This is a genomic window from Bacillus sp. LQ01, assembly GCF_057624735.1.
This window is the reverse complement of the sequence record NZ_JBYEZL010000002.1, coordinates 931410-947311: the sequence shown is the minus strand read 5'-3', so window position 1 is coordinate 947311 and position 15902 is coordinate 931410. Positions and strand designations below refer to the sequence as shown.

Genomic DNA, 15902 nt, shown 5'->3' with positions numbered 1-15902 from the left:
TTTAACACCTATTCTAGTTCGTTTTCTTCATAATATCTTGTCACTTTCGATGTAAATAAAACACCGTGTAAATGATCAATTTCATGTTGAATTGCACGCGCTAAAAATCCTTCCGCTTCTAATAAGAATACTTTCCCACGGCGATTTTGCGCTCTTACTTTAATATAATCGGCACGTTCTACTTCACCATAAAGTCCCGGGAAGCTTAAACAGCCTTCGGGACCTACTTGTTCACCACGTTTTTCTAATATTGATGGATTGATTAACTCGATTTTCCCAGTATCATCATCGACATCAACAACCGCTACTTGCAAGCTTACACCTACTTGAGGCGCAGCTAAACCGACTCCGTCCGCAATTAACATTGTTTCATGCATATCTTTCAACAATTTCACTAACTTTTTATCAAAGTTAATTACTCTTTCGCATGGTGTTTCTAACACTTCATTTGGATGCTTTATTATTTCTAAAACTGCCATATTTCCCTCCGCTACATTAACATTGTTGGATTAAAATCAATTGAGATTTGTAGCTCTTTTTGCATTTCTGCTTGATAATGTTCATTTACCATTTTGAGCACGTTCTTTAAGTTTGGTTCCCGTTTGTATTTTATCATGCATTGATAACGATATCTATCTTTTATCCTTGGAATCGCTGAAGCAACTGGTCCTAGCACCATTGTTTGCTGTGAGCAATGCGTTCGTAAATACGAGGCAATTTTTTCCGTCACTTGTACCGCTTTTAATAATTCAGGATGAGATACAGTTACGAGTACAACATAGTAATATGGGGGATATTGTCTTGTTCGTCTCATTTGCATTTCTTGGTCAAAAAACACATCATATTGTTGGTTCTTCGCTAACTCTATACTGTAATGTTCTGGCGTATACGTTTGAATCACAACTTCCCCTGGCAATTCATGTCTACCCGCTCGTCCACTTACTTGCGTCAATAGCTGATATGTCTTTTCACTCGCCCGAAAATCAGGTAAGTGAAGCATCGTATCTGCAGTTAACACCCCAACGAGCGTTACTTTCGGAAAATCTAATCCTTTAGCAATCATTTGTGTTCCGAGTAATATATCTGCTTTTTCTTCCCCGAACGCCTTTAATAATTTTTCATGCATTCCTTTTCGACTTGTCGTATCTACATCCATTCGAATGACTCGTGCCTCTGGAAATAGTTTTGTAATTTCTTCTTCTACCTTTTGTGTACCTGTACCAAAGAAACGAATGTATGTACTTTGACAAGCTGGACACTCAGTTGGCATATTCTCTTCGTAACTACAATAATGACATTTTAAACGATGATTCATTTTATGATATGTCAATGAAATATCACAATGCGGACATTGAACAACATACCCACAATCACGGCACATAACAAATGTAGAATGACCTCTTCTATTTAAAAAGAGTACCATTTGTTCTTTCTTTTCTAATCGATCTGCTATTTTTTCATGCAGCGCCTTAGAAAACATTGATCGATTCCCGTCACGAAGTTCTTCTCGCATGTCAACAATCTCTACCGTTGGTAAAGCTTGTTCATTCATACGTTTTTCCATTGTTAATAGTTCATAAACACCTTTTTTCGCCCTTGCAAACGATTCAAGTGTTGGTGTCGCACTACCAAGAACGATAGGACATTTATGATATTGTCCTCTCCAGACAGCTACATCTCTTGCATGATACCTCGGATTATCTTCTTGTTTGTAACTTGATTCATGCTCTTCATCAATAATAATAATCCCTAAATTCTCAAAAGGCGCAAAAACAGCTGAACGCGCACCAACTACAACTTTCACTTCTTTTCTTAAAATCTTACGCCACTCGTCATACTTTTCTCCAACAGACAACGCACTATGAAGAACTGCAACTTGTGAGCCAAACCTACCTTTAAAACGATCCACCATTTGGGGCGTTAGTGCAATTTCAGGAACAAGAACGATAGCTTCTTTTCCTTTCTTGAGCACTGCTGCTATAGATTGTAAATATACTTCTGTCTTTCCACTTCCTGTAACACCATATAGTAAAAATGGATTATAAGTTTCATTTGTAATTGATGATAAAATCGGTGTAATAACTTGTTTTTGTTCCTCCGTAAGTGGAAATGGTTTTGTTTGTTCAAAATCATCATCGTCATACGGATTTCGGTATACTTCCACATACTTTTCTGAAATGAATCCCTTTTTAACAAGTGCTTTTATTGGAGCATCTGTTATTTGTAACTCTTCTGTAATTACTTTCAACGGTGCACTTTTATAATTTTCCACAAAATAATAAAGTACATCTTGTTGTTTTTTACTTTTCAGTTCAAATGCCGCTAATTCCAATTTATCTTCTGGCAACTCCGGCTGAACCACTCTTTGCTTCTTCTTTTGTACTTTATCTTTCACTTGATAAACGACTTCAACCGTACCATTTTTAATTTCTTGTTGAATAGTTCGGTATAAATGTGGCTGTTGCTCGATTACTTCAAAATCAATTGCTTCTTTATCCTGAAATAAATATAGTATTTCAGGTGCTATTTCTTCCTGTTTACAAAGTTGTAGACGTTTTTTATACGTTGCTTTTATCGCAGTTGGAAGCATCACTTGAAAAGCTGAAATCATGTAGCATAACGTTTCACTTGTAAGCCAATATCCAAGCTTTAATAATTCATCATTTAAAACCGGTGTTACATCTAATATTTCATGGATTGTCTTTAACTTCTTACTTTCTACATCCACCGAATCTTTAATCCCAATAATAAAACCTTGCAATTTTCTTGGGCCAAACGGAACTACTACACGCATTCCTGTCTGTACAATATCTTCCCATTTTTTAGGGATAATGTAATCAAATGGTCGATCTGTCTGACGGGCAGGTACATCAACAATTACACTTGCAAATTTCATAAACGATCATCTTCTAACATCATTTCAATTTGCTTCAATATTTCACGAGCTACCTCTTTTTTCATTAAAATTGGCAACTCAATAACTTTTCCATCTTTTCTATACATTGTTACAATATTCGTATCCGTGCCAAATCCAGCTCCTTGCGCTTTTACATCATTCGCGACAATCATATCTGCATTTTTCTCACGTAGTTTTTTCGTTGCATATTCCTCTACATTTGTCGTTTCAGCAGCAAAACCGATAAGTAACTGTTTATCCTTTTTCTGACCTAACGTTTTTAAAATATCCACCGTTCTTTCAAGTTCAATGACAGCATCACCATTTTGCTTTTTCATTTTATTCTCATGAACATATTTCGGACGATAATCTGCAACTGCTGCTGTTTTAATGACAACGTCTACGTTTTGATAATGTTGAAGAACCGCTTCTAACATATCTTGTGCAGATTCCACTTGCACTGTCGTTACATGTAACGGTGGATTTAATGCTGTCGGTCCTGAAACGAGTATAACATCAGCGCCTAAATTCGCTGCCACTTCCGCAATCGCATACCCCATTTTTCCAGAAGAAAAATTTGTCATAAAACGAACTGGATCAACCTTTTCACGTGTTGGGCCAGCAGTTATTAACATTCTTTTTCCCTGCAATGGTTTGTGTTCTGAGAAAGCTTCCTCTAACCGTGCAATAATTGCTTCAGGTTCTTCTAGTCGTCCCTTCGCCACATATCCACATGCTAAAAAGCCTTCCCCAGGCTCAATAAATGTATATCCTAGCGTTTTCAATGTCATCATATTTTTTTGAACTATTTTATTTTCATACATATGCACATTCATAGCAGGCGCAATCCATACCGGAGCTGTAGTAGCTAACAAAGTAGTTGTAATCATATCATCTGCAATACCACCAGCTAACTTTCCAATACAATTGGCAGTAGCAGGTGCGACAAGTACAACATCCGCCCAATCTGCTAAATCAATATGAGCAATAACAGCTGAGTCTTTCTCATCAAATGTATCCGTATATACATCATGGCGAGAAAGCGCTTGGAATGTAAGAGGCGTAACAAACTTCATTGCCGACTCACTCATCATTACTTTTACAATCGCGCCAGATTGTGTCAATTTACTCGTTAACGCAGCTGCTTTAAAAACCGCAATGCCTCCTGTTACACATAGAAGTATCTTTTTCCCTTTTAGCATATGACTCGTCCTCTTTCTTTTTCAAACTTATAATACTGAAATAGAATTCTCAGCTCGTCAGTACCAATATTTCATTCCTTTCGTAAAAAAATAACAACCTACTTGTAAATAGGTTGTTACCGTTACATAGAAAATTATAAAGTCTATGTTTTATTTTGTCGAAGGCAAAGGCTTATTCAGCTACTTTATCTTCACTTGGTACGTAGCTTAATGCTTCTGCATCGATTTCTTCTAATGCTTTACCTACACATTTATGAGAAACAGGTTTTTCTACAACACAGTTATTAGCAAGTTGCATTTCACGCGCGCGTTTTGCAGCTACTGTTACTAATGTGTACTTAGAATCGATTTTTTGTAGTAATGAGTCAATTGATGGATTTAACATAATTATAGACCCTCCGTCATTTCTTTATAATATTTTGCTACCCTTTCGCGGCGGCAATGTTCGCCAACCACAATTGCTTTAATTCTATCACAAGCTAATTCAACTTGATCGTTTTCTACTACATAGTCGTAAGCGTCCATCATCTCGATTTCTTCTTTCGCTACAGTTAAACGATTTTCAATAACATCTTCAGTCTCTGTACCACGTCCGACAATACGGCTCTTTAGTTCAGATAAACTTGGAGGTGCTAAGAAAATAAATACACCTTCTGGGAAAGCTTTCTTAACTTGAATTGCTCCTTGCACTTCAATTTCTAAGAATACATCTTTTCCTTCTTGTAATGTTTTTTCAACATAGTCAATCGGTGTTCCGTAATAATTACCTACGAACTCAGCCCACTCAAGTAATTTTTCATTACGAATCATTTCCTCGAATTCTTCTCTTTCTTTAAAGAAATAATCCACACCATCTACTTCACCTTCACGCGGCTTACGTGTCGTTACTGAAATAGAGTACTGAAAACGTGTATCCTCATGGCTAAACAGCTCTTTACGAACCGTCCCTTTTCCAACCCCAGAAGGCCCTGAAAGAACGATGAGCAATCCTCTTCTACTTCTCATAAATATGTAAAACCTACCCTTCCTCACTTAAATCTTCTTTATTATTCAAACGATGTGCAATCGTCTCTGGTTGAATTGGACTTAATACAACATGCCCATCATCCATAACAATAACCGCCCTTGTTTTTCTCCCATACGTAGCATCAAGCAAAGCATTATGTTCGCGTGCTTCCTGTACTGTCCGTTTAATAGGAGCTGACTCCGGACTTACAATAGCAATAATTCGATGAGCAGATACAATATTTCCGTATCCAATATTTAAAAACCGCATGGCCATAGTTTGCGCCTCCTAGTAAGTCTATCCGATTTCTCCACCACGTATAACTTTATATATTTTTTGAAAGCTACTCAATATTTTGTACTTGTTCACGAATTTTTTCAAGGTTATTTTTCATTTCTACAACATATTTTGAAATTGTTAAGTCATTTGCCTTAGAACCAATCGTATTAATTTCTCTATGCATCTCTTGCACGATGAAATCCATTTTCCTTCCAACAGGCTCTTCAATCTGCAATGTTTCACGAAATTGCTCTAAATGACTTTGCAAACGAACTAACTCTTCATGAATATCACAACGCTCTGCAAAGATTGCGACTTCTGTTAGCAATCTTTGTTCATCTAGATCTTGATTATGTAATTCTTTTAAGCGATTTTCTAATCGTTCACGATATTTTTGTGTAACAATTGGTGCATGTGGAATAATTGCATTTACACAATTGCTAATCTCTTGTAAACGATACGCTATATCTTTATGTAATCGTTCTCCTTCGCCATCTCTCATCGTTTTCAACATATGAGCAGCTTGACGAACAGCCTCATATAAACTGTTCTCAAAATGTTCATTTACATTTTCTATTTCTTCAATTGCTGTTACTTCTGGCATTGCCATTAATTGCTGAAGTGTAATAGAATCTTGTAATTGAAATTTTCCTTTTATATCTTCCATCATCGATTGGTACTGCTCAAGAAGTGACCAATTCACACTTAATTTTCTTTCAACAAGTCCTTCACCCGCTATACTAATAGACACTTCAATGCGTCCACGTCGAACTTGCTGTGCAATTATTTTACGAATTTTGTCCTCAAATACCATCATTTGCTTAGGAAGTCGAATACTCATCTCTAAAAAACGGTGGTTCACCGATTTCATTTCTACTGTAATTTGAAAAGTATCACTTTCTACTTTCGATCTTCCAAACCCTGTCATACTAGAAATCATTTTTATCACATCCAAGCCATAAAATAACTCAATGAAAAAGGTAATAGAGACAAGGCTCTACTACCTTCTGTAAATTATATCACATTTTCATAACATTGACTATTTCAAGTTTAATCCCTTCTTATATAATATCGGCTTTTTCTTCTTAGCCTTTTTCCCTGTTAATAAAGAACCTACTAGTAAGAAAGTCGGAATTGATGACAAACCTCCAATTAATAACCAATCTCTTGCTTGTATCGGCATTGTGCTAAAGATTGGTTGTAACGGTGGATAATATATAACCACTAGCATGAGTAGTAACGAAATAATAACCGCCCCTACTAAATACACGTTCCCAAATGGATTACGGTGAAAGACAGAATGCTCACTACGACAATCAAATACATGAATAAGCTGAGCAAGTACCAACGTCGCGAACGCTACAGTTTGTGCATATTTCAGTTCATTTGGATGTTGGTTATACGCAATAATAAACGCCACTAACGTCACTGCTCCAATTAAAAACCCTCGACTTATTATTTTCCACGCAAGCCCTCTAGCGAATACCCCTTCTTTCGGGTGACGCGGTGTTCTCTTCATCACATCTCCTTCAGCCTTATCCAAACCTAATGCCATCGCTGGTAAACCATCAGTAACTAAGTTCACCCATAAAATTTGAATAGGAACCATCGGCAGTGGTAATGCAAGTAACATCGCAAATAACATAACTAAAATTTCTCCAACATTTGACGCCAATAAGTAGCGAATGAACTTACGTATGTTCTCATATATATTTCTTCCTTCTTTAATTGCTGATTTAATTGTAGCAAAATTATCGTCTAGTAAAACAAGTGAAGAGGCTTCTTTCGCAACATCTGTCCCTGTAATTCCCATCGCTATCCCAATATCCGCTGTTTTTATCGCTGGAGCATCGTTCACTCCATCACCTGTCATCGCTACTATATGTCCTTGATTTTGCAGTGCCTTAACAATTTTCAATTTATGCTCAGGTGATACACGAGCGAATACATACGTATCTTCTACAACATTTTCTAATTCCTCCACATCCATATTCGCGAGTTCTACTCCTTCAACAACGCGTCCATCTGGTGGTAAAACTCCTAATTGTTCAGCAATCGCCATTGCTGTCACTTTATGATCACCTGTAATCATTACTGTTCGAATACCAGCTTCTTTACACTCTTTTACCGCCTGCGCCACTTCTGGCCTTGGCGGGTCAATCATACCTTGTATTCCAACCAACATAAAATCTTTTTCAACGTCTCTTTCATGTTCAATAGAATCCGTGACTTTTAAAGGTTTAAACGCAACTGCAATTGTTCGAAGCGCTTGACTACCTAAGCTATGAATAGCCGCCTGTACTTCTTTTCTATATAGCTCACTTAACGGCTGCTGCTTATCCCCCCATAAGATTGTTTGACTCAGTTGCAAAAGAACATCCGGTGCTCCTTTCGTAACAATAAACTTTTTCCCCTCTCGATCTCGTACAATAACACTCATCATTTTTCGAGTTGAATCAAAGGGGAATTCACGAATAATTTCAAATTTCCCTTTCAATGCCTCACGTGTTATCCCAGCTTTCATTGCTGCAGCTACAAGCGCTCCCTCTGTTGGATCTCCATCTAATACGTACGCCTTTTTCTTTTGAATAATATTTGCATTGTTACATAGTGAACCAAATGTAAGTAGCTGATAAAGTGATTTTGTCTTAGCTGGATTCACTTCTTTTTCACCTTTCATAAAAGAGCCATTAGGTTCATATCCTTGCCCTGTCACTTTCCACAATTCTCCGCCTGACCACATATGTGTTACCATCATTTTGTTTTGCGTCATTGTTCCCGTTTTATCAGAGCATATAACAGAAGCGCAGCCTAACGTTTCTACGGCCGGTAACTTCCTTACAATTGCTCTCTTTTTTATCATACGCTGTACACCAAGTGATAAAGCTACTGTAACAATTGCTGGCAATCCTTCTGGAATAGCCGCAACAGCTAGCGATACGCCAGCTAAAAACATATGATATACTTCATTCCCTTGATACACACCAGCCAATACAACGAGCGCTGTCAAAATAAGAGCTACAATAATTAATATTTTTCCGAGCTGTTCTAACCTTCTTTGCAGTGGCGTTTCCATTTGCTCTGCATTTTGCAACATATTTGCAATTTGCCCCATCGCTGTATTCATACCAGTTGCTACAACGACTCCTGTACCAGATCCTCGCGTAATCATTGTCCCCATAAAAGCCATATTTTTTTGATCCCCAATTGCAACATCTTGCCCTTGCAATGCTTCTACCTTCTTTTGTACAGGTACGGACTCCCCTGTCAAAGCAGACTCTTCAATATATAAACTTGATGCCTCAACAAGACGCACATCAGCCCCAATACGATCACCACTGGAAAACTTAATAATATCCCCTAAAACAAGTGCTTTAGATGGTGCTTTTACCCACTTTCCATTCCGCATTACAGTAACTTGCGGAGCGGCTAGTTCCTTTAAAGCTTCCAATGATTTTTCAGCTTTTCTTTCTTGAAAAAAGCCGAGAATACCATTGATAATAACAATGGCAACAATAGCAATAGAATCAATGTATTCACCTAAAAACGCAGAAACAATTGTTGCTCCAAACAAAACGAGTACCATGAAATCTTTAAACTGTGCTAAAAATACCATTAGTGCAGAAGGCCTTTTTGCTTCTTCTAATTCATTAGTACCAAATTTCTTTACTCGCCCTTCTGCTTCTTTCTCTGTAAGTCCAACCTTTACATTCGTATTCGTTCTTTCTTCCACTTCATGTGCTCGCATTCCATACCAGTTCATCCTGCTATCGACCTCCTGATTCCAGACATACTCTATTGAAAGCTTATTCAGCCTCGTCCAAAAAAATGCTATAATTAACATTTAGTTAGAAAGGAGTGTTCATTTATGGCATTCGATGGATTATTTACAAGAGCGATTACACATGAAATTGAAAATTCTCTTTACACAGGAAGAATTTCCAAAATATATCAACCTTCAAAATACGAGATTTTATTACATATTCGAGCGAATGGAAAGAACCAAAAACTAATTCTTTCATCTCATCCTACATATGCGCGTATGCACTTAACGAATCAAAACTACGATTCGCCAGCAATACCGCCGATGTTCTGTATGCTTCTTCGCAAACATTTAGAAGGTGGATTTATTGAAAAAATTGAACAAATCGACTTAGAACGCATTATTCAAATTACAGTTCGCAGTCGTAATGAAATCGGAGACGAATCATTAAAAACATTAGTAATTGAAATAATGGGACGACATAGTAACATTATCTTATTAGATACGAAAACAAACGTGATTTTAGATAGCTTAAAACACGTTTCATTAGCCGTAAACCGTCACCGAACTGTATATGCTGGTGCTGAGTACGTCGCGCCACCAGCCCAACATAAAATCAATCCTCTGCAAATTGAAACCGCAGATAATTTTATTAGACCGCTAGACTTTCTATCTGGAAATATGGATAAACAACTCGTCGGTGCTTTCATGGGAATATCCCCATTATTTGCAAAAGAAGTAGTAAAGAAAGCCGGTATGGTAAACGAGAAAGCATTATCAGAAGCATTTTTCTCTATACAAACACCATTACTATCTCATGCATATACACCTACAATGATTACTGCAAATGGAAAAGAATTCTTTTATCTTTTCCCTCTTACACACTTGCAAGGAGAAGAAAAAACATTCTCATCAGTAAGCGAATTGTTAGATCGTTTCTTCTTTGGCAAAGCAGAACGTGATCGTGTAAAACAACAAGCTCATGATTTAGAACGCTTTATGCAAAACGAAAAAAATAAAAACGAGAAAAAACTCATTAAACTCGAAAAAACACTGCAAGATGCTGGAAAAGCAGATAAATATCAACTATTTGGAGAGCTACTTACAGCCAATATGTACGCTTTAAAAAAGGGCGATAAAGATATTGAGGTCGTTAATTATTACGATGAGAATGGTGGAACTGTAAAAATTACATTAGATCCTTTAAAAACACCATCTGAAAATGCACAACGCTATTTCCAAAAGTATCAAAAAGCAAAAAATTCAGTTGTTGTTGTAGAAGAACAAATCGAAAAAACAAATGAAGAAATTCTTTATTTTGATAGCTTACTTCAACAAATGGAAGCTGCTTCTTCAAAAGATATTGAAGAAATTCGTGAGGAATTAGCTGAAGAAGGTTATGTGCGCAATCGTAAAACGAAAAACGCAAAGAAAAAGCCTACTAAACCAGTATTAGATAAATATGTAGCAAGTGATGGCACAGAGATTTTCGTTGGTAAAAACAATAAACAAAATGATTATTTAACAACGAAGTTTGCCCGCCGTGATGAAATTTGGTTACATACGAAAGACATACCTGGCTCTCACGTTGTCATTCGTTCTTTAGAACCTGCTGAAGAAACTTTACTAGAAGCTGCCAAAATTGCTGCCTATTACAGTAAAGCGAAAGAGTCTAGCTCTGTACCTGTTGATTTCACCAAAATACGCCATGTCAAAAAACCGAGTGGTGCAAAACTTGGTTTTGTTACGTACGACAATCAGCAAACCGTATATGTAACACCAGATGCTGATATTGTAATGAAATTAAAAGCGTAAATAAAAAATGCGTTGCTTATAAGCAACGCATTTTTTTATATTCGTTCACACTAATTCATATACCCATTTACTAATTCATAACACCTTGCTTTTGTCATCTTATATTTCTCTTCTGAGGCTTCGATACGCCTCATCGTTCCGTTATTTGTATCAGTACCAATTGCTTTAACTTTACTTTCTTTTTCTTTAACCCACGCAATTTGTTTCGTTTTTAACGACTGGAACGCATCAGCTGACATCGTACTTTTTAATGTACTGTAAATTTCATTTAGTTTATTATCCCACAGTTCATAATTTCCTTCTATTTCATTTACTATATCATTGGTTGACATAGCATTCGTATGTTTTTCTTGTTTATCTATAGCAGCTAATTCGCTTAAAACATTTGCTCTATCTATCTTTGAAGAAGATTCTTTTTGCGATTGTTTCTCGTCTTTTGAGCCTGTATACGCACTGGAATCCTTTCTCTGTACTTGTTCTGTTTCTTGAATATTTCTTTCTTTCGTTACTTTTTCATACCTATTTTCATCTACATTGTATGAAATAAGAGATGTTTTCGCATTTACAGTAATTAATCCGTTACTATCTTTGAATATATATTTCTTATCGCCACTATTTTCTTCACTTACAAATGACACATTCTTATCGTCTGGCATTTGTAAAATTCTATTTGCTTCTTCTTTTGTAAGTTTTAAATCTTCAGGAAAAACGAATGACCATTTATCCATTAACCATTCCCCTTCTTTATACACCAAATGAAATTCCCATTCTTGGGCCGCATGACCTATTTCATCTTCTAAACTTAATGTATGTACCGTTAAATTTTCTTTATCTTGTGAAGAAGAAAATCTTATTTCAGATTGAAAATAATTTGGGAATGGTAACATATCAGTCTCTCTCGATCTATTAAAGTTATTAAGCAATTCAGGAAGCTGATTCTCTACAAACTTTTTTGAAACTAATCCCTTAACTCCTTTTTTAACTGTCTCTAAATCCCCAGGATTATTTCGGCTCCATCCATTTTCTTTTTCCATCTCACTAAACGCGTTTGCTATTCCATCTACACTCTTTCTTACAATCTTTTTTGCTTCTTTTTCTGTCACTTCTGGCGCTTCATCAAGCTGGTCAATCATTTTATTCACTTGAACTTTGTTTTCACTTGTTTCACACCCCGTTATAACAAGCATACTAGCGGCCAAACAAAATGACATTACTTTACTTAATTTCTTCATACATTTACATTCCTTAACCCAATTTTTTCGTTACATCTCTTTACCTACAAAAAAACGTAACAATCCCTTATTATACCAATTTTTTAATTTATTTATACAAAAAATATAATACTTAAATTAAAAAGATTTTGTTTGCAAGTTTACATTATTGTTCATTCGCATAAAAACTTACTGTAAAAATTATATATATATTTATTTTACATCCGTCTAGTTTTTTTGACACACAGCTACCCTCTTCTCTTTTATTCTAAATAAATATATTGGCACAATTCTTGCTTTATTAATGTAAAAAGGAGGAATTAAAATGAATATAAGAATAACTAACATCCAAAAACAACTACATAATTACGGAATCGACGGGTTACTTATTACAAAGAAAGAAAACCGTCAATATGCAACAGGCTTTACAGGTAGCGCTGGCGTCGTCTTAATCTCTGCCGATCAAGCTGTTTTTATCACTGATTTCCGCTATGTAGATCAAGCGAAATCACAAATAAAAGATGCTGAAATTATTATGCATAAAGGAAATTTAGAAAAAGAAATTGCACATCAAGTATCGAAATTAAACATTCAAAAACTTGGAATTGAAGAAAACAACATGACATTGCAACAATATAAAAACTTGCAAAAATACGTACAGGCGGAAATGATTCAAGTGTGCGAAATTATCGAAAATATTCGTATCATTAAAGACACGCCTGAAATAGAAACAATGAAAATTGCAGCTAATATCGCGGACGAAGCATTTCACCACATTCTTACGTTTCTAAAACCAGGAATAAGTGAAAATGCTGTACGAGATGAATTAGAATTTTTCATGCGAAAAAAAGGGGCTACATCTTCTTCATTCCAAATCATTGTAGCCTCAGGCGTTCGTTCTTCACTTCCCCATGGAGTTGCATCAAATAAAATAATCGAACGAGGGGATATCGTTACATTAGACTTCGGTGCACTTTACGACGGATATTGTTCCGATATAACACGTACTGTAGCAATAGGGGAACCATCGGAAGAATTCAAAAAAATATACAATGTTGTACGAGAAGCGTTAAAACGTGGGACTGAAGCGATTAAGCCTGGAGAAACTGCGAAAAGTATCGATGATATAACGAGGGATTACATTACAGAACATGGATACGGTCAATACTTTGGCCACTCTACTGGGCACGGTCTTGGGTTAGAAATACATGAACCTCTTCGCTTATCTCAAGAAAGTACGGCTACTTTAGAAGAAGGTATGGTTGTTACAGTTGAACCTGGTATTTACATTCCGAACTGGGGCGGTTGTAGAATTGAAGATGATATCGTCATTACAAAAGATGGATATGAAGTTATTACAAAATCAAATCGAGAACTAATTGTTATTTCTTGTTGAAATCACGACCTTTTTTAAAGGAGTTTTTCGTTGCACATAGAATTCTTTCTCTGGAGTCATCGTTTAAGAGGGGGAATTTAAATTGAATTTTGTAATTGATAAGATAGATGGGTTACAGCCTGAATTTTCAAATCTTGTTTCCATGATGAATTACGCTCGCTATACAACAATGCAAGGGGTGGAAGGTTTAACAATTGAGGAACTTGATTATTTATATGATAAGGACACAAATTCAATTGGCATGTTATTGTACCATATGGCCGCTATTGAATTTTACTACCAGATTCATACTTTTGAAGACCGTGAACCAACGGAGGCTGAATTAGAACGCTGGTTACCTGGCATTGAATTAGGCGATCTTGGACGTGAGAAAATAAAAGGAAACGCTATAGAATTTTACATAAATACATTACAAGAAGTACGTTCCAAAACAATCGAGACTTTTCAATCGTTACCTGATGAATGGTTATTTAAAACGACAGACTTTTGGTATGACAAACCAGCAAATAACTATTTTAAGTGGTTTCACGTTTTTGAAGATGAAATCAATCATCGTGGACAAATTCGTTTAATTAAAAAGATGCAAAAAGCTCATGCAGTAAAATAAGAAAGTGCCACCATATAAGGTGGCACTTTCTTTTATTCATTTTTTAGGATTAACTGTATTGTAACATCCATTTATCGTTCTCACCATTACAGTACATGAAATTTTTTCTTTTTCCTATACTCACATACTTTCACTGCTTTCATACAATACACTACACGAATGCCTAAAGGATGTGAATGTTATGGGAGTTGAATTAACGCTATTACACGCTCTCTACATTATTTGTTTACTCACTATTATTACCTTTTTTATTCTCCGAAAAGATACGACTATCATTTGTATCGTTTTTATCTTTTTATTAGCATTAACTGCAACAAGTTCTATCCCTCTTGCCATTAGCGGAATTTTTCAAAGTTTCATTTACGCCATTACTGAGCTATTACCAACTATATTAATCATCTCCATTATCGTATCAATGAGCAATTTACTCGTTCATACTGGCATAAATGATACGATGATTTCACCATTTACAAAAATGATTCGTACACCTACACTCGCCTACTGGATTATCGGCCTTTTAATGATGACCATTTCTTTCTTCTTTTGGCCTTCTCCAGCTGTCGCCTTAATGGGAGCTATTTTATTACCGGTTGCTGTACGTGTCGGCCTTCCTCCAATTGGGGTCGCAATTGCTATGAACTTATTTGGACACGGCATCGCCTTATCTGGAGACTTCGTTATTCAAGGTGCACCGAAATTAACTGCAGACGCGGCTGGTCTCCCTGTTTCCAGCATCGTATCTGCAAGTGTTCCACTCGTTATCGTTATGGGCATTGTGACAACTTCTGTCGCTTTTTTCTTCTTACGAAAAGAGTTTCATACAGGCTTATCTATACAAGAAGCTATTCCATCAACTGAGTCTTCTAAAACGCTCACTTCATTATCTTCTCGCATAAAAAAATGGCTCGCTATTTGTATCCCTATCATATATATCATTGATATCCTTTGCATGATTCAATTTAAATTACAAGGAAGCGACGCAACTGCACTTATCGGCGGAACGACTGTTATTATGATTATCATCATTTCCCTCATCGCCTACAAAGGAAATGGACTGAATAAAACGACCGATTATTTCATAGAAGGGCTCCAATTTGGCTTTAAAATTTTCGGACCAGTTATTCCTATCGCTGCACTCTTTTATTTAGGAGATAGTGGATTTGTAAAAATTATCGGGGACTATTTACCGAAAGGTTCACACGGAATCATTAACGACTTAGGCATCGCTTTATCTCAAACTGTTCCTTTAAATCAATATGTATCGGCAGGGACATTAACCATCGTTGGTGTCATTACCGGCTTAGATGGATCAGGTTTTTCAGGTATATCACTTGCTGGTTCCATTGCCAATCTTTTTGGAACAGCACTTGGCCATGGAACAGCTACATTAACAGCACTCGGGCAAATTGCAGCTATATGGACCGGGGGCGGGACGTTAATTCCTTGGGCACTTATTCCTGCTGCTGCGATTTGTAAAGTCGATCCATTTGAACTTGCACGCCGAAACTTTTTACCGGTTGTTATCGGTTTAATTGTCACCACGATCGTTGCGATGTTTATTCTATAACGTAAGCAAGTGTTCTCTTGCTTACGTTTTTTGCTTGTAAAATTCATCATGAATTATCAGTTTTCAAGAGGGATTCGTTATTACTTAGCGAAATTATATTAGGAGAGTAATTATTTCAAAACGTTTACGAGAAACAGATTACTGCAATTAGAAAAGGGGA

The 15902-nt window shown here is 36.3% G+C and carries 13 protein-coding genes; 4 read left to right on the top strand and 9 right to left on the bottom strand.

Features of this window, described 5'->3' with window-relative positions:
• Positions 1 to 8: 8 nt before the first annotated feature.
• The 8 genes from def to AC22L0_RS17370 all read right to left on the bottom strand — a co-directional run bounded on the left by def (position 9) and on the right by AC22L0_RS17370 (position 9146).
• Positions 9 to 479, bottom strand: coding sequence for a peptide deformylase (def, locus tag AC22L0_RS17405; protein WP_000279455.1), 471 nt, complete (start codon positions 477 to 479; stop codon positions 9 to 11).
• Positions 480 to 490: 11 nt separating this feature from the next.
• Positions 491 to 2896, bottom strand: coding sequence for a primosomal protein N' (gene priA / locus AC22L0_RS17400; protein WP_000666715.1), 2406 nt, complete (start codon positions 2894 to 2896; stop codon positions 491 to 493).
• A complete protein-coding gene (gene coaBC / locus AC22L0_RS17395; protein WP_087967404.1) occupies positions 2893 to 4098 on the bottom strand; it encodes a bifunctional phosphopantothenoylcysteine decarboxylase/phosphopantothenate--cysteine ligase CoaBC in 1206 nt (401 codons plus the stop codon). The genes priA and coaBC overlap by 4 nt, the downstream gene beginning before the upstream one ends.
• Positions 4099 to 4270: 172 nt before the next feature.
• Positions 4271 to 4483 carry a DNA-directed RNA polymerase subunit omega gene (rpoZ, locus tag AC22L0_RS17390; RefSeq protein ID WP_000933960.1) on the bottom strand — a complete coding sequence of 71 codons (213 nt, stop codon included), beginning with the start codon at positions 4481 to 4483 and terminating at the stop codon, positions 4271 to 4273.
• A 2-nt stretch (positions 4484 to 4485) separates the two neighbouring features.
• The gene (gene gmk, locus AC22L0_RS17385; RefSeq protein WP_001257741.1) at positions 4486 to 5103 is read right to left on the bottom strand and encodes a guanylate kinase; all 618 of its coding nucleotides are present in this window, start codon (positions 5101 to 5103) and stop codon (positions 4486 to 4488) included.
• A gap of 13 nt (positions 5104 to 5116) precedes the next feature.
• Positions 5117 to 5380, bottom strand: coding sequence for an extracellular matrix/biofilm regulator RemA (remA, locus tag AC22L0_RS17380; RefSeq protein WP_001251456.1), 264 nt, complete (start codon positions 5378 to 5380; stop codon positions 5117 to 5119).
• Positions 5381 to 5447: 67 nt separating this feature from the next.
• On the bottom strand, positions 5448 to 6323 hold the full coding sequence (locus AC22L0_RS17375) for a YicC/YloC family endoribonuclease (RefSeq protein ID WP_000625869.1): 876 nt from the start codon (positions 6321 to 6323) through the stop codon (positions 5448 to 5450).
• Positions 6324 to 6422: 99 nt separating this feature from the next.
• Positions 6423 to 9146 carry a calcium-translocating P-type ATPase, SERCA-type gene (locus tag AC22L0_RS17370; RefSeq protein WP_001104775.1) on the bottom strand — a complete coding sequence of 908 codons (2724 nt, stop codon included), beginning with the start codon at positions 9144 to 9146 and terminating at the stop codon, positions 6423 to 6425.
• 105 nt (positions 9147 to 9251) lie between these two features.
• Here AC22L0_RS17370 and AC22L0_RS17365 point away from each other — a divergent pair, with 105 nt between their 5' ends.
• Positions 9252 to 10961, top strand: coding sequence for an Rqc2 family fibronectin-binding protein (locus tag AC22L0_RS17365; protein WP_087967401.1), 1710 nt, complete (start codon positions 9252 to 9254; stop codon positions 10959 to 10961).
• A gap of 50 nt (positions 10962 to 11011) precedes the next feature.
• On the opposite strand, the gene AC22L0_RS17360 is transcribed toward AC22L0_RS17365, so the two are convergent.
• Complete coding sequence (locus AC22L0_RS17360; RefSeq protein ID WP_000736527.1) at positions 11012 to 12193, bottom strand: lysozyme inhibitor LprI family protein; 1182 nt, start codon at positions 12191 to 12193, stop codon at positions 11012 to 11014.
• Positions 12194 to 12497: 304 nt separating this feature from the next.
• Here AC22L0_RS17360 and AC22L0_RS17355 point away from each other — a divergent pair, with 304 nt between their 5' ends.
• The 3 genes from AC22L0_RS17355 (at position 12498) to AC22L0_RS17345 (ending at position 15742) form a co-directional block, all read left to right on the top strand.
• Complete coding sequence (locus AC22L0_RS17355; protein WP_087967399.1) at positions 12498 to 13568, top strand: M24 family metallopeptidase; 1071 nt, start codon at positions 12498 to 12500, stop codon at positions 13566 to 13568.
• 82 nt (positions 13569 to 13650) lie between these two features.
• On the top strand, positions 13651 to 14175 hold the full coding sequence (locus tag AC22L0_RS17350; protein WP_001012043.1) for a DinB family protein: 525 nt from the start codon (positions 13651 to 13653) through the stop codon (positions 14173 to 14175).
• A 181-nt stretch (positions 14176 to 14356) separates the two neighbouring features.
• Positions 14357 to 15742 (top strand): hypothetical protein, encoded by a 1386-nt coding sequence (locus tag AC22L0_RS17345; RefSeq protein WP_000537865.1) that lies wholly within the window; start codon positions 14357 to 14359, stop codon positions 15740 to 15742.
• The last annotated feature ends 160 nt before the right edge of the window (positions 15743 to 15902 follow it).